General features: G+C 72.3%; 17 protein-coding genes and 1 pseudogene. 13 read left to right on the forward strand and 5 right to left on the reverse strand.

All coding sequences use genetic code 11. The features are described 5' to 3' along the window. The first annotated feature begins 52 nt into the window (after positions 1–52). The 4 genes and pseudogenes from sucB to CFW40_RS09190 all read left to right on the forward strand — a co-directional run bounded on the left by sucB (position 53) and on the right by CFW40_RS09190 (position 7,254). On the forward strand, positions 53–1,813 hold the full coding sequence (sucB, locus tag CFW40_RS09175; protein ID WP_088797322.1) for a 2-oxoglutarate dehydrogenase, E2 component, dihydrolipoamide succinyltransferase: 1,761 nt from the start codon (positions 53–55) through the stop codon (positions 1,811–1,813). Between the two features lie 158 nt (positions 1,814–1,971). Next, positions 1,972–2,595, forward strand: a complete 624-nt coding sequence (locus CFW40_RS09180) for a GntR family transcriptional regulator (protein WP_088797323.1) — start codon at positions 1,972–1,974, stop codon at positions 2,593–2,595. 263 nt (positions 2,596–2,858) lie between these two features. Continuing rightward, positions 2,859–5,529, forward strand: a pseudogene (gene aceE / locus CFW40_RS09185) (pyruvate dehydrogenase (acetyl-transferring), homodimeric type). 603 nt (positions 5,530–6,132) lie between these two features. Continuing rightward, a complete protein-coding gene (locus CFW40_RS09190) occupies positions 6,133–7,254 on the forward strand; it encodes a YafY family protein (RefSeq protein ID WP_088797324.1) in 1,122 nt (373 codons plus the stop codon). Between the two features lie 83 nt (positions 7,255–7,337). On the opposite strand, the gene CFW40_RS09195 is transcribed toward CFW40_RS09190, so the two are convergent. Then, entirely contained in the window at positions 7,338–8,258 is a 921-nt protein-coding gene (locus CFW40_RS09195; RefSeq protein WP_088797325.1) for an SDR family oxidoreductase, read from the reverse strand. 134 nt (positions 8,259–8,392) lie between these two features. Continuing rightward, positions 8,393–10,297: a hypothetical protein gene (locus tag CFW40_RS09200; RefSeq protein ID WP_088797326.1), complete on the reverse strand. Its 1,905-nt coding sequence runs from the start codon at positions 10,295–10,297 to the stop codon at positions 8,393–8,395. Positions 10,298–10,534: 237 nt separating this feature from the next. Here CFW40_RS09200 and CFW40_RS09205 point away from each other — a divergent pair, with 237 nt between their 5' ends. The 3 genes from CFW40_RS09205 to CFW40_RS09215 all read left to right on the forward strand — a co-directional run bounded on the left by CFW40_RS09205 (position 10,535) and on the right by CFW40_RS09215 (position 13,745). After that, positions 10,535–11,053, forward strand: coding sequence for a DUF4240 domain-containing protein (locus CFW40_RS09205; RefSeq protein WP_088797327.1), 519 nt, complete (start codon positions 10,535–10,537; stop codon positions 11,051–11,053). An 84-nt stretch (positions 11,054–11,137) separates the two neighbouring features. Next, positions 11,138–12,052 (forward strand): TIGR01777 family oxidoreductase, encoded by a 915-nt coding sequence (locus CFW40_RS09210; RefSeq protein ID WP_088797328.1) that lies wholly within the window; start codon positions 11,138–11,140, stop codon positions 12,050–12,052. 292 nt (positions 12,053–12,344) lie between these two features. Then, on the forward strand, positions 12,345–13,745 hold the full coding sequence (locus CFW40_RS09215; protein WP_088797329.1) for an FAD-dependent oxidoreductase: 1,401 nt from the start codon (positions 12,345–12,347) through the stop codon (positions 13,743–13,745). A 53-nt stretch (positions 13,746–13,798) separates the two neighbouring features. Here CFW40_RS09215 and CFW40_RS09220 read toward each other — a convergent pair whose 3' ends face one another. Next, the gene (locus CFW40_RS09220) at positions 13,799–15,253 is read right to left on the reverse strand and encodes a regulator (RefSeq protein WP_088797330.1); all 1,455 of its coding nucleotides are present in this window, start codon (positions 15,251–15,253) and stop codon (positions 13,799–13,801) included. Between the two features lie 275 nt (positions 15,254–15,528). Between CFW40_RS09220 and lipB the strand changes: the two genes are divergently transcribed. The 4 genes from lipB (at position 15,529) to CFW40_RS09240 (ending at position 18,641) form a co-directional block, all read left to right on the forward strand. Further along, the gene (lipB, locus tag CFW40_RS09225; protein WP_256331541.1) at positions 15,529–16,344 is read left to right on the forward strand and encodes a lipoyl(octanoyl) transferase LipB; all 816 of its coding nucleotides are present in this window, start codon (positions 15,529–15,531) and stop codon (positions 16,342–16,344) included. Positions 16,345–16,530: 186 nt separating this feature from the next. Further along, positions 16,531–17,481: a lipoyl synthase gene (lipA, locus tag CFW40_RS09230; protein ID WP_088801991.1), complete on the forward strand. Its 951-nt coding sequence runs from the start codon at positions 16,531–16,533 to the stop codon at positions 17,479–17,481. A 211-nt stretch (positions 17,482–17,692) separates the two neighbouring features. Next, positions 17,693–17,911 carry a hypothetical protein gene (locus tag CFW40_RS09235; protein ID WP_088797332.1) on the forward strand — a complete coding sequence of 73 codons (219 nt, stop codon included), beginning with the start codon at positions 17,693–17,695 and terminating at the stop codon, positions 17,909–17,911. Between the two features lie 10 nt (positions 17,912–17,921). Next, positions 17,922–18,641: a DUF4191 domain-containing protein gene (locus tag CFW40_RS09240; RefSeq protein WP_088797333.1), complete on the forward strand. Its 720-nt coding sequence runs from the start codon at positions 17,922–17,924 to the stop codon at positions 18,639–18,641. A gap of 237 nt (positions 18,642–18,878) precedes the next feature. Here the strand turns inward: CFW40_RS09240 and CFW40_RS09245 are convergent, their stop codons facing one another. After that, positions 18,879–19,346: an RDD family protein gene (locus CFW40_RS09245; protein WP_176956543.1), complete on the reverse strand. Its 468-nt coding sequence runs from the start codon at positions 19,344–19,346 to the stop codon at positions 18,879–18,881. Between the two features lie 340 nt (positions 19,347–19,686). On the opposite strand from CFW40_RS09245, the gene glnA reads away from it, so the two are divergent. Both glnA and CFW40_RS09260 read left to right on the forward strand, forming a co-directional pair. Further along, positions 19,687–21,096, forward strand: coding sequence for a type I glutamate--ammonia ligase (glnA, locus tag CFW40_RS09250; RefSeq protein WP_086715079.1), 1,410 nt, complete (start codon positions 19,687–19,689; stop codon positions 21,094–21,096). A gap of 964 nt (positions 21,097–22,060) precedes the next feature. Continuing rightward, positions 22,061–22,930, forward strand: coding sequence for an Fpg/Nei family DNA glycosylase (locus tag CFW40_RS09260; RefSeq protein ID WP_088797335.1), 870 nt, complete (start codon positions 22,061–22,063; stop codon positions 22,928–22,930). A gap of 62 nt (positions 22,931–22,992) precedes the next feature. On the opposite strand, the gene CFW40_RS09265 is transcribed toward CFW40_RS09260, so the two are convergent. Next, on the reverse strand, positions 22,993–24,801 hold the full coding sequence (locus CFW40_RS09265; RefSeq protein WP_088797336.1) for a choline/carnitine O-acyltransferase: 1,809 nt from the start codon (positions 24,799–24,801) through the stop codon (positions 22,993–22,995). Between the last annotated feature and the right edge of the window lie 6 nt (positions 24,802–24,807).

Below are 24,807 nucleotides of genomic sequence, written 5' to 3' on the forward strand. Positions count from 1 at the left end.
AGTCCCGGGCGCGACCACATCCGCACCACACTTGTAAGGAGCAACTGAAACCATGGCGGTTTCCGTAACCCTGCCGGCGCTCGGCGAGAGCGTCACCGAGGGCACCGTCACTCGCTGGCTCAAGGCCGAGGGTGAGCGCGTCGAGGCCGACGAGCCGCTGCTCGAGGTGTCGACCGACAAGGTCGACACCGAGATCCCCGCCCCGGCCGCCGGTGTCCTGTCCGCCATCAAGGTGGCCGAGGACGAGACCGTGGAGGTCGGCGCCGAGCTGGCCCTCATCGACGACGGCAGCGGTGCGCCCGCGGCCGAGGCGGCTCCGGCCGCCGCCGAGGCGCCCGCGGCCGAGCCGCAGCCCGAGCCCGCCGCGGCTCCTGCTGCCGAGGCCCCCGCTGAGGCCCCCGCCGCTGCCCCCGCGGGCGGCGCCGAGGGCACGGACGTCGTCCTCCCCGCGCTCGGCGAGAGCGTCACCGAGGGCACCGTCACCCGCTGGCTGAAGGAGGTCGGCGAGGAGGTCTCGGCCGACGAGCCGCTGCTGGAGGTCTCGACCGACAAGGTCGACACCGAGATCCCCGCCCCGACGTCCGGCACCCTGCTGGAGATCGTCGTCGGTGAGGACGAGACCGCCGAGGTCGGCGCCAAGCTCGCCGTCATCGGTGCCGCCGGTGCCGCTCCGGCCGCCGCCCCGGCCCCGGCCGCGCCTGCCCCGGCCGCCGCTCCGGAGCCCACCCCGGCACCGGCCCCCGCACCGGCTCCGGCGCCCGCTCCGGCCGCTGCCGCCCCGGCACCCGCCCCGGCTCCGGCTCCGGCGGCTCCCGCCCCGGCACCGGCCCCGGCCGCCCCGGCCGCCAAGCCGGCCGCTGCCCCCGCTCCGGCCCCGGCCGCCGGTGAGGGCGCCTACGTCACCCCGCTGGTGCGCAAGCTCGCCGCGGAGAACGGCGTCGACCTGTCCACGGTCAAGGGCACCGGCGTCGGTGGCCGGGTCCGCAAGCAGGACGTCATCGCCGCCGCCGAGGCCGCCAAGGCCGCCGCGCCGGCTCCGGCCGCCGCCCCGGCCGCCGCCTCCAAGGCCCCGGTCATCGAGGCGTCCCCGCTGCGCGGCCAGACCGTCAAGATGCCGCGGATGCGCAAGGTCATCGGCGACAACATGATGAAGGCCCTGCACGGCCAGGCGCAGCTGACCTCCGTGGTCGAGGTGGACATCACCGCGATCATGCGGATGCGCAACAAGGCCAAGGACGCGTTCGCGCAGCGTGAGGGCGTCAAGCTCTCCCCGATGCCGTTCTTCGTCAAGGCCGCGGTCCAGGCGCTGAAGGCCCACCCGGTCGTCAACGCCCGGATCAACGAGGACGAGGGCACCATCACCTACTTCGACACCGAGAACGTCGGTATCGCGGTGGACGCGGAGAAGGGCCTGATGACCCCGGTCATCAAGGACGCCGGTGACCTCAACATCGCCGGTATCGCCCGCAAGACGGCGGACCTGGCGGGCAAGGTCCGCGCGAACAAGATCACGCCGGACGAGCTGTCCGGTGCGACCTTCACCATCAGCAACACCGGTTCGCGCGGCGCCCTGTTCGACACCGTCATCGTGCCCCCGAACCAGGTCGGCATCCTGGGCATCGGTGCGACCGTCAAGCGCCCGGTGGTCATCAACCACCCGGACCTCGGCGAGACCATCGCGGTGCGCGACATGACCTACCTGGCGCTCTCCTACGACCACCGTCTGGTGGACGGCGCGGACGCCGCCCGCTACCTGACCACGGTCAAGCAGATCCTGGAGGCCGCCGAGTTCGAGACCGAGATCGGTCTCTGATTCCGGCAGTCACGCCATAGGTGTGCAACAGGGGTCGGCCCCGGCTCGTACGAGCCGGGGCCGGCCCCTTTGCGCACCCGTGAGCATCTTTGCGCCGGGCCTTCCGGCCGTCCCGGATAATGGCCCCCTCGTCACCACGCGCTCTGAAGGAGCACCTCATGACCCCGCCCGTCGTCCATTCGCTGCGCGAGCAGATCCGCGAGCACATCCTCGAGGGGATCGTCAGCGGCCGCTGGCAGCCGGGCGAGCGGATCGTGGAGCGGCGGATCGCGGTGGAGCTGGAGGTCAGCCAGACGCCCGTACGGGAGGCGCTGCGGGAGCTGGAGTCGCTGCAGCTGATCGAGTCGGCACCGAACAAGGGCGTACGGGTACGGAATCTGACCGCGGACGACCTCAAGGAGAGCTATCCGGTGCGGGCCGGACTGGAGCAGGTGGCCGCCGAACTCGCCGCCGGGCGACTGGCCGAGGACACCGTGGCGCTGGAGCGCGAGGTAGCGGCGCTGCGCGAGGCGGAGCTGGCCGGTGACGGGGAGGCGCAGGTGCGGCACACGGTGGCCTTCCACCGGGAGATCGTGGGAGCCGCCGGGAACGCCGTGCTGCTGCACACCTGGGAGTCGCTGGGCATCGAGGTCTGGACGACGCTGTCGATCCGCTGGTTCAGCCCGGAGCCGCGCTCGCACGCCCAGGACCACCAGGAGATCGTGGACGCGTTCCGGCGGCGCGACCCGAAGATCGGCGCCTTGCTCAAGTCACACGTGCTGAGCTGCGCGCCTCGGGTCTGAGGAGGCCTCGGGAGGGGCCCGGCGAACCCTCCCCCGCCTGGCACGCGGTGCCCAAAATTGCGGCACCCCGTGCCGACCTGCGGTTATTCGTCCGGAGACCGTTGATCGATCATCGATCAGAGGCGTATCGTCTCCCGTCGGGGCGCGACAACCCTGCCTGCCGATCTCGTAGGGGGTGTCGTCAAGGCCGCGGTCCACCCTGAAGGACGCGGCCGGTCACGACGGCACCCCCGAGCTACCTCCCGTCCGGAAAGGGGCCACCCATGCCCGATCCCGTGCGCCTGCCGTACAGCCAGCTCGACCAGCTCCCGGACCGCGACCCCGAGGAGACCGCCGAGTGGCGCGAGTCGCTTGACGCCGTCACCGAGGCAGCGGGCCCCCAGCGCGCCGCGTACCTGATGCGCCGCGCCCTGGAGCACACCGCGCGCACCGAAGGCACCGCCCTGCCGTCCCTCCTGGAGACGGACTACGTCAACACCATCCCGACCTCCGCCGAGCCCGCCTTCCCCGGCGACGAGGCGATGGAGGCCAGGATCACGGCCTGGAACCGCTGGAACGCCGCCGCGATGGTGACCCGCGGCTCCGCCCTGGGCCTCGGCGGCCACATCGCCACCTTCGCCTCCGCCGCCTGGCTCTACGAGACCGGCTTCCAGCACTTCTTCCGCGGCAAGGAAGGCGACGGGAGCGGCGACCAGCTCTACATCCAGGGCCACGCCTCCCCCGGCATCTACGCCCGCGCCTTCCTCGAAGGCCGCCTCACCGAGGACCACCTCGACCACTTCCGCCAGGAGGCCGGCGGCGAGGGCCTGCCCTCCTACCCGCACCCGCGGCGGCTGCCCTGGCTGTGGGAGTTCCCCACCGTCTCCATGGGCCTGGGCCCCCTCTCCGCCATCTACCAGGCGCGCTTCAACCGCTACCTGGAGCACCGCGGCATCAAGGACACCGCCCACTCCCACGTCTGGGCCTTCCTCGGCGACGGCGAGATGGACGAGCCCGAGTCGACCGCCGCACTGGCGCTCGCGGGCCGCGAGGGCCTGGACAACCTGACCTTCGTCATCAACTGCAACCTGCAGCGCCTCGACGGCCCGGTCCGCCCCAACTTCAAGATCGTGCAGGAGCTGGAGGCCCAGTTCCGCGCGGCCGGCTGGAACGTCGTCAAGTCGCTGTGGGGCCAGGCCTGGGACGAGATCTTCGCGCTCGACACCGACGGCGCGCTGATCCGCCGCCTCGGCGAGACCCCCGACGCGCAGTTCCAGACGTACGCCACCCGCGACGCCGCCTACCTGCGCGAGCACTTCTTCGGCGCGAACGAGTCCCTGCGGGCCCTCGCCGCCACGCTCTCCGACGCCAAGCTGCTGGAGCTGTTCCAGACCTCCCGGGCCGGCCACGAGCCGCGCAAGGTGTACGCCGCCTACAAGGCCGCCGTCGAACACCAGGGCGCGCCGACCGTCATCCTGGCGCAGACCGTCAAGGGCTACACCCTCGGCGCGGGCTTCGAGTCCCGCAACGCCAACCACCAGATGAAGAAGCTCACCATGGCGGAGTTCCGCACCATGCGTGACGTCCTCGAACTCCCCATCCCGGACAGCGCGCTGGAGGGCGACCAGGTGCCGTACTGGCGCCCGGCCGACGACTCCCCCGAGATGGTCTACCTGCGCGAGCGCCGCGCCGCCCTCGACGGCCCGGCCCCCGCCGCAAGGTCGTCGCCAAGCCGCTGCCGATGCCCGCCGACAAGGCCTTCGACGCCCTGAAGAAGGGCTCCGGCAGCCAGGAGATCGCCACCACCATGGCGTTCGTCCGGCTGGTCAAGGACCTGATGCGGGACAAGGAGACCGGCAAGCGCTGGGTCCCGATCGTTCCCGACGAGGCCCGCACCTTCGGTATGGAATCGCTCTTCCCGACCGCCGGCCTCTACTCCCCCAAGGGCGCGACCTACGACCCGGTCGACCGTGACCAGCTCCTTTGGTACAAGGAAGCCAAGGACGGCCAGATCCTCAACGAGGGCATCACCGAGGCCGGTTCGCTCGCCGACTTCACCGCCGCCGCGACGTCGTACGCGACGCACGGCGAGCCGATGATCCCCTTCTACATCTTCTACTCGATGTTCGGCTGGCAGCGCACCGCCGACCAGTTCTGGGCGCTGGCCGACCAGTTGGGCCGCGGCTTCGTCATCGGCGCCACCGCGGGCCGTACGACGATGACCGGCGAGGGCCTTCAGCACGCCGACGGCCACTCCCACCTGATCGCCTCCACCAACCCGGCGGCGCTCTCCTACGACCCGGCCTTCGCCTACGAGGTCGCGGTCATCGTCAAGGAGGGCCTGCGCCGGATGTACGGCCCGGACGCCGAGGACGTCTTCTACTACCTCACGGTCTACAACGAGACCAAGGTCCAGCCGGCCATGCCCGAGGGCGTCGAGGAGGGCATCCTCAAGGGCCTGTACCGCTTCAACGAGGGCACCAGGCCCGAGGCCGACAGCCCGCAGCTGCAGCTCCTCGCGTCCGGTACCGCCATCCACTGGGCCCTGGAGGCGCAGCGGCTGCTGGCCGACGACTGGGGCGTGGCGGCGGACGTCTGGTCGGCGCCGTCCTGGACGGAGCTGCGCCGCGACGCCCTGGAGTGCGATGCCGCCCGGCTGGAGGGCGAGGACCGTATCCCGTACGTCACCCGTGCGCTGGCCGGCGCCCCCGGCCCGGTCGTCGCGGTGAGCGACTGGATGAGGGCGGTCCCCGACCAGATCGCCCCTGGGTCGAGCAGGACTGGACCTCCATCGGCACCGACGGCTTCGGCCTGTCCGACACCCGCGAGGCGGCCCGCCGCCACTTCGGCGTCGACCCGCAGTCGGTGGTCGTCCAGGCGCTCGCCGCCCTCGCCCGTCGCGGCCAGGTCAAGCCGGAGGCGGTCAAGGAGGCCAGGGAGCGCTACGGCCTGTGAGCCACGGGCCGCCGCCACATTGCGGCCCGTGCCTCGTCGGCGGCCCCGGGCCCGCACCGGGCGCCGCCCGCCCTCTGGGGCACCCCCAACTCCCGTGTGGAGGCCACCTTCCCGCGCCCGGGGCCTCCACACGGGAACCCACCACCGGCCCGGCCGACCACGCCCTGACTACGGCCGGGCCGGGCTGTCTTTGTGTCTGCGGCCGGGGCCGGGCGCGGGGTCGCTTCGCGCTTGGGCTCGGCGCGCGGGTTGCGTGTGGCTGACGCCGGGGGCGTATTCGCTTGGCTGCGTGGGCTGGGTGCGGGTTGCGTGTGGCTGGCGCCGTTTCGCCCATGCCTGTGGGTGGTGGGTCGGAGGGGACGCCCGGTACCCCTCCCCCAGCCTTCGGCCGGGAGGTGCCCCCACGGCCGAAGGCTGGGGGAGGGTTCCGGTGCGTCCCCTCCGGCCCCCGCGGCATCCACCAACCCCGCAAAGGCGCCAGCCCAAACGCCCCCGCACCGAACAACGGTCGGCACAACGACGGCGCCCCAAAGGGGCGCGGGGAACTGCGCGCCCAGCCACAACGCACCCGCAGCGCCAGACAACGACCCGCATCATGGACCCATGCGCGCTGCCCGCCTGATCAAAATGGTGCTCCTGCTCCAGGCCCGACCGTCGATGACGGCCGCCGAGCTGGCGCGGGAGCTAGAGGTTTCCGAGCGTACCGTCGCCCGCGACGTCCTCTCGCTCTCCGAGGCCGGCGTGCCCGTCTACGCGGACCGCGGCCGAGCCGGCGGCTACCGCCTCATAGGCGGCTACCGCACGCGGCTCACCGGCCTCGGCCGCAGCGAGGCGGAAGCCCTCTTCCTGTCCGGCGTGCCCTCCGCCCTGCGTGAGATGGGCCTTGCCGACGCCGCGTCCGCCGCCCGGCTGAAGGTCTCCGCCGCCCTGCTGCCCGAGCTGCGGGACGCCGCGACCGGCGCCGCCCAGCGCTTTCACCTCGACGCACCGGGGTGGTATCAGGAGCCCGAGACGCCCGCCCTGCTGCCCGAGATCGCCGACGCGGTCTGGGACGACCGCCGGATCACCGCCCGCTACCTCCGCAAGGACACCGAGGTGGAACGGGAGTTGGAGCCCTACGGCCTGGTGCTGAAGGCGGGCGTCTGGTATCTGGCGGCGCGTACGCAGGGCGACTACCGCGTCTACCGTGTCGACCGGTTCACCACCGTGGCGACCGCCGGGAACGGCAACACCTCCAGGGCCGACACCGCCGACGACGCCCACAACACCGACAACGCCGGCGGGCGATTCACCCGTGATGTTTCCTTCGACCTCCCGGAGTTCTGGGCACAGCGGGCGGCCCAGTTCGCCCGGTCGATCCTGCGCGAGGAGGTGGTACTGCGGCTGTCCCCGCGCGGTGTCAGCCAGCTGCCCTACGTCACCGAACGCGCCGCGGCCCGCGAGGCGATCGCGCGGGCACAGACCGCGGACGGTCCCGACGAGCACGGCCGGCTGACCGTGACACTCGCCGTGGAGTCCGCCGAGGTCGCCTACGCCCAGTTGCTGGCGCTCGGCCCGGAGGGCGACATCCTCGCGCCCCCCGAGCTGCGCGAGCGCTTCGCCTCGGCAGCCCGCCGGATGGCCGCGCTGTATCCGGAGGGGGCCGCGGCAGGAGCCGGACCGGCCGCGGACCGACCGGACGCGGACCGACCAGGCGCGGACGGACCGGACCACAGCGGCCCGTGATCCGCCGGAGGCGCGGGCGCGGGCGCGGGCGGGCGCCCCTACCGAAACCGGCCCGCGTCAGCGGCAGTCGTCAGCAGTACCCGTCAGCGGTAGTCCTCCGCACCGCCCTCCTTCCCGCCGAAGACGACCTCCTCGAAGTAACCGAAGCAGTCGGGCCGCGAGCCATCCGTGTCGGTGAAGTCGTACTCCTTCGCCAGCTGCCCGCTGGAGAGCGACCGGCCGCTCCAGCGCTCCTTGGCCGGGTCGGCGGCGAGCGCCCGTAGACCGCGGGCGATCAGGGCCGGCGATTCGGCGATGGCGAAGTGCGGCTCCTCGGCCACCGCGTCGCGCCAGTTCTCCTCCGTCACCCCGAAGTGGTCGAGCATCTCCTCGGAGCGGAGGAAGCCGGGGGTGAGCGAGACCGCCGTGCCCCCGTGTTCCTTCAGTTCGGCGGCGAGCCCGAAGGCGATGCGGTGCGGCGCGTTCTTGGTGAGGTCGAAGCAGAGGTTGCCCCGGTAGGCGCGGTTGAAGGCGGCGGTGCCGTCGGTGACCTCGACCACCAGACCGCCGGGCCGCCTGATCAGCAGGGGCAGGGCGTAATGGCTGGTGATGACGTGGGTGTCGATGCCCAGGCGGAACATCCGCAGCCCGTTCTCCAGGTCGAGGTCCCACAGCTTGGTGTCGAACTCGATCAGCCGGTCGCCGCCCCAGACGCTGTTGACCAGTACGTCCAGTCGCCCCTGTTCCCGGTCGATGCGCTCGGTCAGCGCCTTGACCTGCGCGGGGTCCAGGTGATCGGTCGGTACGGCGATCCCGGTGCCGCCCGCCGCGCTCACCAGCTCCGCGGTCTGCTCGATCGTCTCCGTGGGCCGGCCGACCTCGCTGACCCGTTCCCTGGTCGTCCGGCCCGTCACATACACCAGGGCGCCGGCCCGCCCCAGCTCGACCGCCATCGCCCGCCCGGCCCCGCGGGTCGCCCCGGCCACCAGCGCCACCCGTCCCGCCAGTTCCCGCTGTCCCGTCATGTACGCCACTCCTCGCTGTCAGGTGCCTCGCATCCGTACACGGCGACCGTGGCAGCGATACCCGACATCTTCTGTCAGGATTCCTCGGCCACCCGTCCGGATTCACCGGCCGCCGTACAGCGCCCCGCCCTCGCCTACGGACGGAGTGCGCGCACCGTCCCCCCGCTCCGCAGCCGTCCGACGACCTCGTCGGGGGCGTTCTGCCCGGCGGGCGCGGCGAGCGTGTTCGTGTGGGCGAAGACCCGTACCCCGCCGGTGGCGTCGATGCCGCCGATCCCTTGGCTGCCGGCCGCGAGCAGATACCACGTGCCGGACTGCGCCCGCCAGTGGACGTTCCCGACCACGGGGGCTCCGAAGGGGCTGCAGGCGGCGGTGTTCCGGGCCCGTCCGGCGATCCGGCCGGGCTCGGCCGGGCGTGTGGCGGGCGGCAGGAAGTGCAGAGTCACGCTGCCGGGTCCGCGCCAGGTGTCGGCACGGCTGCACACCCAGGTCGCGCTGCCGCCGCCCTCCGGGAGCCGCTGGCCGGCGAACGCCCAGTTGTCGACGGACCGTACGCCGGCGCCCCGCAGCGACCCGAGCGCGCAGGCCGTACGGGCCCAGCCCTGCAGGGCCGGGGTGCCGGTCGCCTCGCCCGCCCGGGCGGCCGGTGCGCCGCCGGGTGGCACGGAGGTGAGGTGGACGGGGACCAGGTCGTTGAGGTCGGTCAGCAGGAAGGGAGGGTTCACGCCGGTGCCCGCGATCCGGGTCGAGGGCCGGAACTGGGCCGCCGGCCAGTGCCCGCAGCCGGTGCCCCCCTCGGGCGGTACCGGGATGCGGTCGGTGACCCCGTCCGGGGTGACGTGCAGTCCGTGCACCGGGGCGGCCGGTGCCAGCAGGTCGCGGACGCCGACGTCGGAGACCCACGGCGCCAGCAGATAACGCATCCAGCCGTTGCCGCGGCCGATCACCAGGGCGGCGCCGGTGGTCAGATCCGCGTCGTCGACCCGTGCGAAGTGCAGCGTGGGCGTGGCGCCTTCGGGCTCGGCGTAGCGCACCAGCCGCTCGCCGTCGTAGAAGACCACGACCGTCACGGCGTCGATCTGGCCCGCGTACAGCAGCTGCGGCGGGTGGTCGGGCGGCCGGGTGGAGGTGCCCGCGGACGTCATGATCCGGGCGTCGGCGGGTGGCGCCGCCCAGACCCGCAGCGCCCGCCCCAGCAGCTCCCGGTCGCCGGCCTGCCGGCCGCGGACGGGCCAGGCGGTGAAGTCCACCCGGGAGGTGTCCGTCCACGCCTCGTTGGGGGTGCGCAGCAGCCGGCCCGGGTCCAGCGCCTGCTCCGCCGTGGTCGGTGGGCGCCCCCTCCGGTCGCCGTCGCCGCTCGACAGCCCGGCCACCGCGCTGCCGACCGCCAGTACGGCCACCAGCGCGATCGCCGCCCGTACCCGCTGCCGGCGGCGCAGCAGGTCGGTCGGCCGGGTCTGCACCGTGCACGGGTCGAACTCCGCCGAGTTCAGCAGTGCCGCGGCGCCCGTCTCCGTCTCCCGGTCCAGCTGCGCCGCCGCGCGTCGTGCCGCATCGGGGTCCTCGACCCCGGCCCGTGCCAGCACGCCGCGTGCGGCGTCCTCGTCCAGCCCTTCCAGATGCCACAGCCCGAGGGCGGCACGTACCGGCGCCGGCACCGCGGACAGCGCCTGGTCCAGGGCGAGTCCTTCGGCGCCGCCGACCCGCGGGAAGAGCCGCAGGCCCCAGACCTGGGGCAGGGCCGCCGGTCCCCGAAGGGGCCGTCCCTCGTACGCCAGCGCCAGCCGCAGGGCCCGCAGCCGCACCACGTCGTAGCCCGGTTCGGCCGCCGGGCCGCGCTGGGCCGGCAGTCCGCTGTCCGGCCGGCGCAGCCGCGCCCGCGGCAGCGCCCGCTGGACCAGGCCGTGTGCGGTCAGGACCCGGCGGTGGCGGCCCGTCGACGGGGACAGGACGAGGTAGGTGAGGCGGACGAGCCGTGGATAGTGCTCGACGAGGGCCGCCTCGGCCCGTTCGACGTCGGCCCGGGTGCGTTCGTCCATGGGCATGGCCTGGAACAGCCCTTCGCGAAATGGTGGATATGCCGTCGTTCGGTCGTTGCACGCCGTCCAACGAGTGATTCTTGGGACGGTCACACGGCGGGCCGGCCCGGTGAGCGAACCCGGTCCGAACACCCCGTCACCGCCGCGCCCGCCACGTCACCGATCCGGATAACGCCCCGTCGCATCCGGGGTACTCCGCATGCGACGGGCGCCGGCAGGGCAGATGCTGGAGCGGTGATGGACGAGACGGAGTTCTGGGAACTGATCGACGGTTCCCGCGAGGCCGCCGCGGGCGACCCGGAGGAGCAGGCCGACGCGCTGGTCGAGCGGCTCCTCGGGCTCGACCCGGATGCCGTCGTGGACTTCGCCCGCCACTTCGAGGCCCGCTACAACCGGGCGTACTCCTGGGATCTGTGGGCCGCGGCCTCGGTGCTGCTCGGCGGCGCCGGTGACGACGCCTTCGACTACTTCCGCTGCTGGCTGATCGCCCAGGGCCGGGAGGTCTTCGAGGGCGCGCTGCACGACCCCGACCAGCTCGCCGAGCTGCTGGACGACTTCGACGAGGCGGTGGACGGCGACGCCGAGGAGCTGGGCTATGCGGCCGACGAGGCGTACGAGCAGCTGACCGGCGGGGTGATGCCGGACCTGGGGCTGCCCCCGCCGCCCCGCGAACCGGTCGGCACGTACCTGGACTTCGACGACGACCGGACCATGGCGGAGCGCTTCCCCACCCTCTGGGACCGTTTCAGGCCGTAGCCACGGGGCCGTTCGCACCGGGGCGCGGCGGGCCGGGCCCACGGGGTGCCACCGCCGGTCCGTCGCTGCGGGCAGTATGGCCTCATGCGGATCGCGATCACCGGCTCGACCGGACTCATCGGCACGGCGCTCGTACGGTCTCTGAGGGCTGGGGGCACCTCCCGGGCCGAAGGCCCAGGGGGAGGCCATGACGTCGTGCGGCTCGTACGGCGCGCGCCCAGGGCCGCCGACGAGGTGCGCTGGGACCCCGGGCGCCAGGAGGTCGACACGGCCGGGCTGGCCGGCTGCGAGGCCGTCGTCCACCTGGCCGGCGCCGGGGTCGGCGACCACCGGTGGACGGCCGCCTACAAGCAGGAGATCCGCGACAGCCGGGTCCTGGGCACCCGGGCCCTCGCCTCGGCCCTCGCCGCCATGGACACCCCGCCGCGCGTCTTGGTGTGCGGCAGCGCGATCGGCTACTACGGCGACACCGGCGACCGGCGGACGGACGAGAGCGCGCCGGCCGGCCGCGGGTTCCTGCCGGAGGTCTGCGTGGCCTGGGAGGACGCCGCGAAGCCGGCCCAGGACGCGGGCATCCGTACCGTCTTCGCCCGCACCGGTCTGGTCGTGGCACGCTCCGGCGGCGCCTGGGGCCGGCTCTTCCCCGTCTTCCGGCTCGGTCTGGGCGGCCGGCTCGGCGACGGCAGCCAGTACTGGAGCTTCATCTCCCTGGAGGACCACATCCGGGCGCTCCGCCACCTCATCGACACCGAGGACCTGGCCGGTCCGGTCAACCTCACGGCCCCGGAGCCGGTCACCAACCGTGAGGTCACCGCCGTGATGGGCCATGTCCTGGGCCGGCCCACGCTCTTCACCGTGCCGGCGCCGGTCCTGCGGGCCGCCCTGGGCGAGTTCGCGGACGATGTGCTGGGCAGTCAGCGGGTCATTCCGCGGCGGCTGCTGGACTCCGGGTTCACGTTCGCCCATCCGCGCATCATCGAGGCGGTCCGGGCCGCGTAGCGTTCCGGGCCGCGCAGCGGCTGGGTCGCGCAGCCGTCCGCGGCGGGGGCATTCGCGTCCTGCGGTCATCCGCACCGCGAAGTCGTCCGCGTCACACCGTCGTCCGGGCGGCATAGCCGCGGGGCCACACGGGAAGCTTTGGCCAAGGGGCGCGTCGACGCGCCCCTTGGACGCCCCCTCGAACGCACCGCCGCCTCCTGCCGACCTCGCACGCCTCATCTCGGTATCCCCCATGGCGGCACCGGGCACGACAGGGGCGCGCCGCCGTTGGGACCGACCTCGGGAGGGGCATGTGCTGCGTACCGCATCGGCCGTGGACGTCGTCATCGTGGGGGCCGGTCCGGCCGGACTCGCCGCCGCCCGTCATCTGACCGGGGCGGGGGTGTCCGTCACGGTCCTGGAGGCCGCGCCACGGATCGGCGGCCGGTCCGCCACCGACCACCTCGACGGCTTCCGGCTGGACCGCTACGGCCGGCCGCTGGCCGTCTCCGCCGCAGAGCTGTGCCGTACCCCGGGCCTCGGCGAACTGACGCTCCGTCCGTTCGCGCCCGGTCTGAGCCTCCATAACGGGCAGCGGGCACAGCGCGTCAGCGCGCCCCGGAGCGCGAAGGCTGCGCTGTCCGCGGCCCGCGCCCTCTCGCGCGCCGACCGCCGCACGGAACGCCGGACGGAGCGTCAGACCGTCCGCCTCACCGATCGGCGGACCGCGCCACCCCCGGACGGCCGCCCGGTCCGCCGTATCGACCGCCGGACGGACCGCCGCGCCGCCGACACCGCCGCCGCTTCCCCCGCCTTCGCCCCGCACGCCCCGCCCGCCGACCGTCCGATCCACGACGCCCTGGCGAGCCGTCCCGCCTTCCCGCACCGCGGTCATGACGCGCTCCTGCGGCCGCTGCTGACCGCGCTGCTGTGCGATCCAAAGCTGCGCGGCTCCAGCCGGGGCGCGGCGGCGGCGCTGCGCGCCTACGCCCAGGGCCGGCTGTGGCTGCCGGCCGGCGGCGCCGCGGCCGTCCCCGACCTGCTCGCCGCCGCTCTGCCGCCCGGCACGGTCCGCACGTCCGTGCAGGTCACCGCCGTCTCCACCACCGGCGTCAGCACCGCGGAGCACGGTCGTATCCCCTGCCGGGCGGTACTGGTGGCCACCGGCGCGCGGGAGGCGGCCGAGCTGTTGCCGGGGCTGCGGGTGCCGGCCTTCCACCCGGTCGCCGTCCTGCACCACACCGCGGCGGACGGGGGCCGCGGCGCGCCGTTGCGTGACACGGCCCTGATCCTCCCGACGGACGGTCCGGTCGCCTACAGCTACGCCGCCGGCGCCATCGACCCCTCCCGTACGCCGCCGGGCCGGTCGCTGATCACCACGACCGTGCTCGGCGCCGCCGCGATGCTGCCGCTGTCCGTACTGGACAAGACGGTCCGCCCCCAGCTCGACCGGATCTACGGTGCGCGCACCGACGACTGGCAGCTGCTGACCGCCCATCACGACCCGTATGCGGTCCCCGCGATGCCGGCGCCGCACGACCCGGAGCGGCCGGTGCGGGTGCTCTCCGGCCTGTATGTGTGCGGCGATCACCGTGACACCAGCACGCTCCAGGGCGCGCTGAACTCGGGCCGCCGGGCCGCCCGCGCGCTCCTCCAGGACTTCGGGCTGCCGGCCTTCACCACGGAACCGGACGCCCTGCCCACGGCGGCCTGAACCGGGCGGCCGGGCCCGCCCTCACCCAGGCGGCCGGGCGGCCGGGCCCGCCCTCACCCCAGCGCCGCCACCCGTTCGCGATATCCCCGTACCGCCGCAGCGTCCCGGTAGGGCTCCAGGCGGCGCTCGAACTCCCTGACGTACTCATGGGCCCGTACGGAGCGCATCTCGGAGGCCTGGAGCGCCGCCTCGGCACCCAGCGTGCAGGCCTGCTCCAGTTCGCCCAGGCCCAGCCGCGCGGTCGCCAGCACCACCCGGCAGAAAAGCCTGCTGCGGGCGAATCCGGCCGCGCGCAGCTGGAGGGAGCGCTCGGCGTGCTGGGAGGCGGCGCGGTACTGCTGGAGGTCGCGGTGGCAGTGCGCCAGTTCGTCGGCGAGCTGCGCCTCGTCGTAGAAGCGCGCCCAGTACGGGGTGTCGTCATTGGGGCGGACGGCCTCCAGCGCCCGTTCGGCACGGGCCAGCGCCGTGGTGCAGGCCCGGACCTCGCCCAGGACGCCGTGGCCGCGGGCCTCCGCGGAGTGCAGCAGCGCCTGCACGGCGGGCGGCGCGCTGCCGCCGATGCCCTGCTGGGCGACCCGCGCCAGCTGCACGGCTTCCCTGCCGTGCCCCAGGTAGACGGCCTGCCTGCTCATCGTCACCAGGACGTAGGACCCGTACGCCCGGTCCCCGGCGGCCTGGGCCAGCCGCAGGGCCTGGACGAAGTACCGCTGGGCCAGCCCATGGGCCGCGATGTCGTACGAGGTCCAGCCGGCCAGCCGGGTCAGATCGGCGGCGGCGGCGAAGAGCCGGCGGCCGGTGGCCTCGCCGTAGCTGCCGCGGAGCATCGGCTCGGCCTCGTGCTCCAGATAGCGCACCAGGGCCTGGCGGGCGTGGCCGCCGCCGTAGGCGTGGTCCAGCGCCCGGAACAGCTCGCCGACCGAGCGCAGCGCCGCGATGTCGCCGGAGGTGACCTTGGAGCCCTGGGTGCGGTCGACGCGGTCGGTGCGGCGTTGCCGGGGCACGGTGACCCGGCCCTGTGCGGGTACCCGGCCCGCGCCGTCGCCGTTGGTCTCGCCGCGGGCGACCCGTTCGTCGGCGCGGCCGATCAGCCAGTCCCGGCTGGGCACCACGAGCCCGGCCGGGGTGAAGGCGATCTTGCGGAGCTCGGCGTGGCTGCCGGAGTCCTTGCGCCACAGGCCGCTGACGATGTCCACCGCCTCGCTGGGACTCGCGGCGAATTCCAGCCCGGCGTACACCGGCGCACAGGCGTCCAGGCCGAGGTCCTGGGCGGACAGCCGGCGCCCCAGCCGGCGGGTGAACACCTCCGCGATCAGGGCGGGGGTGGTGCCTCTGGGCTGCTGGCCGCGCAGCCAGCGGGTCACCGACGTCTTGTCGTACCGCAGATCGAGGCCGTGCTCGATGCCGAGCTGATCCACCCGTCTGGCCAGCCCGGCATTGGAGAATCCCGCCTCGGCGATGAGCGCGGCGAGCTGGCGGTTGGGGGTGTGGTGCGGGGGTCGTTCCGTCATCAGCTTTACCGGTCTCCTGCCTTCCGGGCCGCTGCCGGGTTCGGCGGACCCTGTCCGGCATGCTCATTCGCCCTTGTGGAACGGCGTGAATGTAACGGCCTTCGGCGCCCCGATCACCGCCTCCTTCCCGCGTTCATCCGATCGTGTGAGCAGGGGCGGGAGGGGCGGACACCGGCCGCCTGCGGGGACCGGGAGGGGCGGCCGTACAGTGGCATGGGCGCGAAGTGGCATCAACGTTGCAGCAAAGTGCAACAGAGGTTCGAAGAGGAGCTGCCGTGACTGCGATCTCTCGGGGGGAGACCCCCGTACCCGAGGGGCTGCGCTTTGTGCATCTGGGCTTCGGCGCCGACGCCGTCGAGTACACCTCGGCATGGCAGGAGCAGCGCCGGGTGCACGCCGCCCGGTTCGCCGACGAGCTGCCCGACACCTGCCTGCTGCTGGAGCACCAGGCCGTCTACACCGCGGGACGCCGTACGGCCGACGAGGAGCGTCCGCTGGACGGGACACCGGTCGTCGACGTGGACCGCGGCGGGAAGATCACCTGGCACGGGCCCGGCCAGCTGGTGGGCTACCCCATCCAGAAGCTGCCGCGCCCGGTGGACGTCGTGGCCCATGTCCGCCGCCTGGAGGAGGCGCTGATCCGGGTCTGCGCCGAGTTCGGCGTGGAGGGCACCCGGATCGAGGGCCGCAGCGGGGTGTGGGTCCTGGGCGACCCCGTCGAGGAGCGGGCGGCCCTGGGCGGGCTGAACCTCGACTTCGACCCGCGGCTGACGGACGAGCTGTTCGACCCGCGGCTCAGCGGGCCGGAGTACGCACCGTCCAACGCCGGCCAGCGCCGCGAGGACCGCAAGCTCGCCGCGATCGGCATCCGCGTCGCCAAGGGCGTCACGATGCACGGCTTCGCGCTGAACGTGAATCCGGACAACACCTCGTTCGACAAGATCGTGCCGTGCGGCATCCGGGACGCCGGCGTCGCCTCGCTCGCGGGCGAGCTGGGCCGCGAGATCACCATCGCCGAGGTACTGCCCGTCGCCGAGAAACATCTGCGGGACGTCCTGGAGGGCGCCGAACTGCTCCCCCGCGCGGTCTGACCGCACGGTCGCCGGCCCGGCCGTACGGGGCCGGACGGCCGCCCGGCCGGCACCCTCTCCGGGGCCGCCGGGAATGCCACCCCGCCATACGGGGTTGCTCCGCACGTAAAGACGTGCGAATCAACGGGCGTACCCTGGTGTACGCCGAAGAAACGAATGCTGCGTAAGCAGGAAGGGGCGCCGGTCGTGTCCGCAGTCGCACCCGACGGACGCAAGATGCTGCGCCTGGAGGTCCGGAACAGCCAGACCCCCATCGAGCGCAAGCCCGAGTGGATCAAGACCCGGGCGAAGATGGGTCCCGAGTACAACCACCTCCAGGGCCTGGTCAAGAGCGAGGGTCTGCACACGGTCTGCCAGGAGGCGGGCTGTCCCAACATCTTCGAATGCTGGGAGGACCGCGAGGCGACCTTCCTCATCGGCGGTGACCAGTGCACCCGCCGCTGCGACTTCTGCCAGATCGACACCGGCAAGCCGCAGGAGCTGGACCGCGACGAGCCCCGCCGGGTCGCCGAGTCCGTGCAGACCATGGGCCTGAAGTACGCCACGATCACCGGCGTCGCGCGCGACGACCTGGACGACGGCGGCGCCTGGCTCTACGCCGAGACCGTCCGGCAGATCCACGCCGCGATGCCCGACACCGGCGTCGAGCTGCTGATCCCCGACTTCAACGCGGTCCCCGAGCAGCTGGCCGAGGTCTTCTCCTCCCGCCCCCAGGTCCTGGCGCACAACGTCGAGACCGTCCCGCGCATCTTCAAGCGGATCCGCCCCGGCTTCCGCTACGAGCGCTCGCTGGAGGTCATCTCCAAGTCCCGCGAGGCCGGTCTGGTGACCAAGTCCAACCTGATCCTGGGCATGGGCGAGGAGCGCGAGGAGATCAGCCAGGCGCTGCAGGACCTGTACGACGCGGGCTGCGAGCTGATCACGATCACCCAGTACCTGCGCCCCTCCGTGCGCCACCACCCCATCGAGCGCTGGGTCAAGCCCGCCGAGTTCGTGGAGCTCCAGGAGGAGGCCGAGGAGATCGGCTACGCCGGCGTGATGTCCGGCCCGCTGGTCCGCTCCTCCTACCGCGCCGGCCGCCTCTACCAGCAGGCCATGGAGCGGCGCGAGGCCGAGGCGTCCAGTCAGGCGGTTTGACTTCCCCGGCGCGCCGTCTTGTGAATCGTGGCACATGCTGGGGACGCGGCCCGCACTCCTCCTTCCGGGGGGCGTGGGGGCCGCGTCAACGTTTCATCGGTGTTTGACCGGCAGGTCATCCGTTGGTAACACCTTTCCGTGACGATGGATGCACGTACCGCTCCCGCACCTACTCCTGCTTCTCCGAACGAATCAGAGGGAGTCACCCACCATGCAGGCCGCGCCGCTCCGCGCCAATCCCGCCCTCCCCATCCCTTCGGTCACCGGTGCGCTGCGCGCCGTCGAGGCCGTTCTGATGCGCGGCGGACAGCGCACCGCCCGTCGTAACGCCTGGACATCGGTCCTGGAGGACCGTCGCCGCGCCAAGGACCGTCACGAGGCCGGGTACGTACTGGAGGCCGCGGCGACCCAGCGCCCGCACGCCACGTAGACTGCGCTGTATGGCGAGGAAGGTAAATGCTGAGGGCGCTGCCGGCGCTGCCGGCGCTGAGAACACCGGGCGGCTGAAGCAGATCGCCCTGACCTACAAGATGACCCGTCGGGTCGACTCCAAGGTCGGTCTAGTCGTCGCTGGTGTAGGCATCGTCGTATTCGGCGTTCTCCTTGCCGTCGGCTTCGCGATCGGCCACGAAATCTACGCGGGGATCCTGGGCTTCGTCCTGGCCTTCCTCGCCATGGCGATCGTCTTCGGACGGCGCGCCGAGCGGGCTGCCTTCGGGCAGATGGAAGGCCAGCCCGGCGCGGCGGCCGCCGTGCTGGACAACGTCGGCCGCGGCTGGACGGTGACCCCCGCGGTGGCCATGAACCGCAGCCAGGACGTGGTCCACCGCGCCGTCGGCAAGGCCGGGATCGTGCTGGTCGGCGAGGGCAACCCGAACCGGCTGCGCGGCCTGCTGGCCGCCGAGAAGAAGCGGATGGCGCGCACCGTCGCCGACGCCCCGGTCCACGACATCATCGTGGGCGACGGCGAGGGCCAGGTGCCGCTGAAGAAGATCCGTACGACGCTGCTGAAGCTGCCGCGCGTGCTCCCCGGCGCCCAGGTCACCGCCGTCAACGACCGGCTCAAGGCGCTGGGCGACCTGATGAGCAACATGCCGGTTCCGAAGGGCCCGATGCCGAAGGGCATGCGCATGCCCAAGGGCGGCGGCAAGACCCGCTGACCGTGACGGCCGGCCGCACCCTCGTCCGGCCGACGGACCCGACACTCTGACCGAACGATGACGCCCCGGGGCTTGTGACTCCGGGGCGTTTCGTCGTGTGTGTGGGGGGTGGGGTGTATGTGGGGGGTGTATGTGGGGCGGGCGGACGGAAGCGCCGTATACGGGGAGGGACAGGGGGCGTACAGGCTCAGGTGCCGCCGGGGGCCGTCGGGGTGCCGTCCAGGGCTCGCCCCGGGCTCAGATCCGGACCTGCACGGCGCGCGAGAGGCGATCGTGCAGCCCCCGCCCGTCCCGGTCCCAGACCACGGCCGGGATGACCACGACGAGCAGCACCGTGCGGAGCACGACCCGCGGCAGCGAAATCCGGCCACCGCCCTCGGCGACCACCCGCAGGCCCAGCAGCCGCTTGCCCGGCGTGAATCCGACCGTGCCCACCGTCAGCACGCTGAGCACCGCGAAGACCAGCAGCGCCCAGTTGCTCGCCGACTGGGCCTTGCCGCCGCTGAGCAGGCCGTAGGCGATGAGCATGCACAGCGCCCAGTCGAGGAAGAGCGCGGCGAAGCGGCGCCCGGGGCGCGCGATCGAGCCCGGCCCCGTCTCCGGCAGCCCGAGCTGCTGCCCGCGGTACCCGAACTCGACACCCATGTCCTCGGCTGCCGCGCGGGGCCCGGAGATCCACGATCCGATTGCTTGCCTGTTGTCCACCCGACCACGGTACTGCGACCGCATACATTCACAGCGCCCAGGTCCGGTGCACGGCGGCTCGGGTCCGCCCTCCGGGCCGGGCCACGGGGGCGTGCCGCCAAGGGCGGAACGACTCGGCACGGCGCCGCAACGAACGACCGCCGCCCCGGGCTAAAATGCCCCTTTATGGGTCACACTGGTGAATAAAGGCAGGCGTGCGCCGGTTAACCTCGGCGAAACAAATGGGTCATGCTTGGGAAATCCCGCCTGCCTATGGTCGGGCAACGCGCCACCGCACATGGTCGCGTTCCGAGTAGCAATCCCGCGTCCGCCGACCGGTGACCGGGCTAGGAGGAGTTGGATGTTCCAGAACGCCGACGAGGCCAAGAAGTTCATCGCCGACGAGGACGTGAAGTTCATCGACGTCCGGTTCTGCGACCTGCCCGGTGTGATGCAGCACTTCACCATCCCGGCGAAGGCGTTCGACCCCGCCGAGGAACTCGCCTTCGACGGTTCCTCGATCCGCGGCTTCCAGGCCATCCACGAGTCGGACATGGCGCTGCGCGCGGACCTGTCGACGGCTCGGGTGGACCCGTTCCGCCGCGACAAGACCGTCAACATCAACTTCTTCATCCACGACCCGATCACCGGCGAGCAGTACAGCCGTGACCCGCGGAACATCGCCAAGAAGGCCGAGGCCTACCTCGCCTCGACCGGCATCGCCGACACCGCGTTCTTCGGCCCCGAGGCCGAGTTTTACGTGTTCGACAGCGTGCGCTTCGAGACCGGCGCGAACCAGTCCTTCTACCACATCGACTCCGAGGCGGGCGCCTGGAACACCGGGTCGGAGGAGAACAACCGCGGCTACAAGGTCCGCTACAAGGGCGGCTACTTCCCGGCCCCGCCGGTCGACCACTTCGCCGACCTGCGTGCCGAGATCTCCCTGGAGCTGGACGCGGCCGGCCTGCAGGTCGAGCGCCAGCACCACGAGGTCGGCACCGCCGGCCAGGCGGAGATCAACTACAAGTTCAACACGCTGCTCGCCGCCGCCGACGACCTGATGCTCTTCAAGTACATCGTGAAGAACGTCGCCTGGCGCAACGGCAAGACCGCGACCTTCATGCCCAAGCCGATCTTCGGTGACAACGGCTCCGGCATGCACGTCCACCAGTCGCTGTGGCAGGGCGGCAGCCCGCTCTTCTACGACGAGCAGGGCTACGCGGGCCTCTCGGACACCGCCCGCTACTACATCGGCGGCATCCTCAAGCACGCCCCGTCGCTGCTGGCCTTCACCAACCCGACGGTGAACTCCTACCACCGCCTGGTCCCCGGCTTCGAGGCCCCGGTCAACCTGGTCTACTCGCAGCGCAACCGCTCCGCGGCCATGCGTATCCCGATCACGGGCTCGAACCCCAAGGCCAAGCGCGTCGAGTTCCGCGCCCCGGACCCGTCCTCGAACCCGTACCTCGCCTTCTCCGCTCTCCTCCTCGCGGGCCTGGACGGCGTCAAGAACAAGATCGAGCCGGCCGAGCCGATCGACAAGGACCTCTACGAGCTCGCCCCCGAGGAGCACGCGGGCGTCCCCCAGGTCCCCACCTCCCTCCCGGCCGTCCTCGACGCCCTCGAGGCCGACAACGAGTACCTCCAGCAGGGCGGCGTCTTCACCTCCGACCTGATCGAAACCTGGATCGACTACAAGCGCACCAACGAAATCGCCCCGATCCAGCTGCGGCCGCACCCGCACGAGTTCGAGCTTTACTTCGACATCTAAAAAGTAGAGCTCGAACTCGGCAAGCCGACGGAAAAGCTCAGAGCGGTTGCCTCCACCCAGGTGGAGGCAACCGCTCGTTGTCTGTCATAGGCATCCATAGCCCAGCTGGATTCGCTGAGTTCGTCCTGGTGTAGGTCAGCGCGTTCCGAAATGGCGGCCGGCGCCTGGCAGAATCGCTCTCTCGCTACCGACCGGGGCGGTCTCGGGGTGGCCTGCCGATGTTGGCCGGCATCGTCGCGCACAGGCTCAGGTTCCGGCTGAAGACCCATGAAGATGAGCTTGGAGACCAGCAGTACGACCTCCCACTCCTCCTAGCGCAAAGTCGGGCAACTCTCCTGCACCTGGGGCGGAAGGTCGCTCTGGTCTGCGTACAAGAGCACGTCCGGCAGCTCTACGTCATAGTCCGCAAGCCGAAGACCGAGGCTTCGCCCCCAGGGGTGGCCCTCAGCGCCAACGGTGACCAGTTCGACACACGAGCGCTCGCCCAGCGCCTCCGAAGCCAGTTCGCGCAGCGCGGTGGTGACTGCCGTACTGAGGCAGGCCTCATCTACGTCGCCCCTTTCGCCGACACACAGCAGGGCCTCGCGCAGGCGTCCGCGCGGCGATGACGGATTCATCGTCTCCTTCTACGGCCGCCGCCTGAGTCGAGCGGCTGGACGGTCGTCTTCTCCACGTACTTGTTGAACTCATCGATCTTGTCAGCCGGTAGCGCATAGCGGCCTGGCTCGTTGGTCGGCTTGACCAGACCGGCAAGGTCAACCCCGGCACGCTGACGCGAAGCGTCAGGTCAGTGTGCTCTGGGCTTCCACAAACGATCCTCTCCACCGTGAGCTCTTCCCCGAAGATCTAAATATTGCCCGCTGGTCACCGCGATGAAGATGATCACGCGACAGGGCAGGCGGTCCTTCGGTGGGCGCCGCGCGGGCAGTCCCCCCTCCCGCCCCCTTCGAGGCAGACTGGGCATATGCCTGAATTGCCGGAAGTTGAATCGCTGGCCCGGTTTTTGGAGGAGCGGCTGGTCGGGCGGGGAGTGGGGCGGGTGTATGCGGTGGCCGTGCATGCGCTCAAGACATACGATCCGCCGCTGGAGGCGCTCGAAGGCGGCCGGGTCGAGGGGGTGGCGCGGCACGGGAAGTTTCTGGATCTGCGGGTCGGGGAGCTGCACCTGGTCATGCACCTTGCCCGGGCTGGGTGGGTGCGGTGGAGGGACCGGCTGCCGGAGGTGCCGCCGCGGCCCGGGAAGGGGCCGCTGGCGCTGCGGGTGCGGCTCGCGGAGCCCGCGGACGGGGCGGGGTTCGACGTGACCGAGGCCGGGACTCAGAAGCATCTGGCGGTGTATGTGGTGCGGGATCCGCAGGAGGTGGCGGGGATCGCGCGACTGGGGCCGGATCCGCTGGCGGAGGGCTTCACCCTGGAGGCCTTCGCAGGGCTGCTGGCGGGGGAAAACCGGCAGATCAAGGGGGTACTGCGGGACCAGAGCGTGATCGCCGGGATCGGGAACGCCTACTCGGACGAGATTCTGCACGTGGCGCGGATGTCGCCGTTCAAGCTGGCCGCCAAGCTCTCCGGGGAGGAGGTGGCGCGGGTCCATGAGGCGATCGGCAGCACGCTCGGGGAGGCGGTCGGGCGGTCGCGTGGGCTGGCGCTCAAGGATCTCAAGGCGGAGAAGAAGAGCGGGCTGCGGGTGCACGGGCGGAAGGGGGAGCCCTGTCCGGTGTGCGGGGACACGATCCGCGAGGTGTCGTTCAGTGACTCGTCGATGCAGTACTGCCCTCACTGTCAGACCGGGGGCAAGGTTCTTGCGGACCGGCGGATGTCCCGGTTGCTGAAGTAGGCGGGGCGCATGCTGGGGCCCGCTCCCCGCCACCGGACCGCGGCCCGGTGGCGGGGGCTGAATCAGGCCCCGCCCTCCCCCGTGGACAGCAGTTCCCGGAGTTCCGCCACCGCCTCGCGGAGCCGGTCGGCGAAGGTGTGCATCTGGTCGGCCACGGCCAGTGGCGTGCTCAGGTAGAGGTGGAAACGGTCGGGCAGGAGGACGTAGGCGACGCCGATGCAGCGGCTGCTGGTGGAGCCGAAGCCGAAGTACTGGATGTTGGCGGACGGGGCCGAGCTGGTGCTCAGGTAGTCGTCGCGCATCGTCAGCCAGCCGGGCGTGCGGTAGAGGGCGGGCTGCTCGGTCACGCCGAGTTCCGTGCCGCGGCGGCGCTGGATCAGTTCCAGCTCCCACAGGTGCTGCTCGGGTGCGTCGCCGGCCTGGCACTCCTTGGCGCGGGCGACGTGCTTGGCGGCGGCGGCGCGGAAGGCGGCCCGTCGGGTGTCCGCGTCGGCCGCCGGGTCCTCCATCGCGGCGACGAACGCCTGGATCTCCGGGGTGACCACCCGCATCGCCTCGGTGCGGCCGTGCCGCCACTGGCGGGTGGCGATCGACTCGTAGGTGGCGCCGAGGTGCCCCTTGGCGCGCTGGTGGGCGAGTTGGTAGGCGAGCTGGACGAAGGCGTCCGGCGAGGAGCCGAGGGCCTTGGCGGTGGTGCTGCCGAAGTCGTCGAAGGAGACGGTCCGGGTCGCGGTGCTCTCCCCGTAGGCCGCGAACGCCTCGGCGGCGGAGCGCACCTGAGAGCGGAGGGCGTCGTCCAGTTCGAAGACGACCGGTTCCACGGAGGGGAGCCCCTGGGGGCGGGCTCCGGAGCGGCGGGAGTGTTCCTCGGCGGGGGTGCTGAGCAGGGCGTCGGTGAAGCTGAGGATGGTGGTGCCGTCCAGCTCACAGTGCTCGACGTTGATGCCCGCCCGGCCGTCCGCGAAGACGATCAGGGAGACGGCCTTGTCGAACCAGCGGTTGCCGCGGTCGCCGTACAGCAGCTGGTCGCAGGCCTGCTGGGTGTCCTCGGGGGCGAAGTCCTCCAGGCAGACGCAGAACAGGGCGGTCTCGATGTCGTCGAGGGCGTCCGCGTTGCGGGGGTGGACGGCGCGCAGGGACTCCCGGGCCGCGGCCCACTCGGCGCGGGCCATGGTGGTGAGGTGGCCCACCGAGGTGCCCTCGGGGGCCGGTTCGGCGCCGGCCTTCTGCACGGCGCGCAGGCCCGCTTCGAGGTCGTCGAGGCTGTGCGGGACGCCGTCGGCGCCGAGCACCTCCATCCGGAACATGTTGCCGCGGAAGAACACCACGATGTGCCGGGCGCGGGAGGGGCCCGGCCAGGCGTCGGTGTAGGGGCTGCGGACGGTGTCCTGCTGGGCGCCGGGGATGCGGGTGGCGGAGAACAGGTACTTGTTCTGGATCATCGACTGGGGTACGCCGCGCTGCACCACGGGAGGAATGAGTTCCGCATCGAGCTGCCGCTTGTGGTCGACGGCCCCGGCGATGAGACCGGCGGCCCGCTCCACCTGCGACGGCTGGGGTACGGCGTCCTGGAAGAGGAAGAAGAAGTTGGCGTTGAGCGCGATCCGGTCGCGGCGGCCCAGGTAGCGGTAGGGCCAGAAGGTGTCGAGCCAGCTGTGGACGCCCTCGGTGGCGTCGTACTCCTCCAGCGCCGCGTGCAGTGCCCGGCCGGGGCCGCCGGGCCGGAGGAAGGCGGCCACCTCCGCCTCGGTCGCCGCCAGCTCGTCGGCGGTCAGCAGCGGTGCGCACCAGGCGAGGAACCGCTCGGCGCTGGCCTCCAGCGTGGGCAGGGGCACCCGCGGCAGGCTGTCCTCGTGGGCGAAAGTCGTCATGACTGC

This window comes from Streptomyces sp. 2114.4 (genome assembly GCF_900187385.1).
GTDB classification, from domain to species: domain Bacteria; phylum Actinomycetota; class Actinomycetes; order Streptomycetales; family Streptomycetaceae; genus Streptomyces; species Streptomyces mooreae.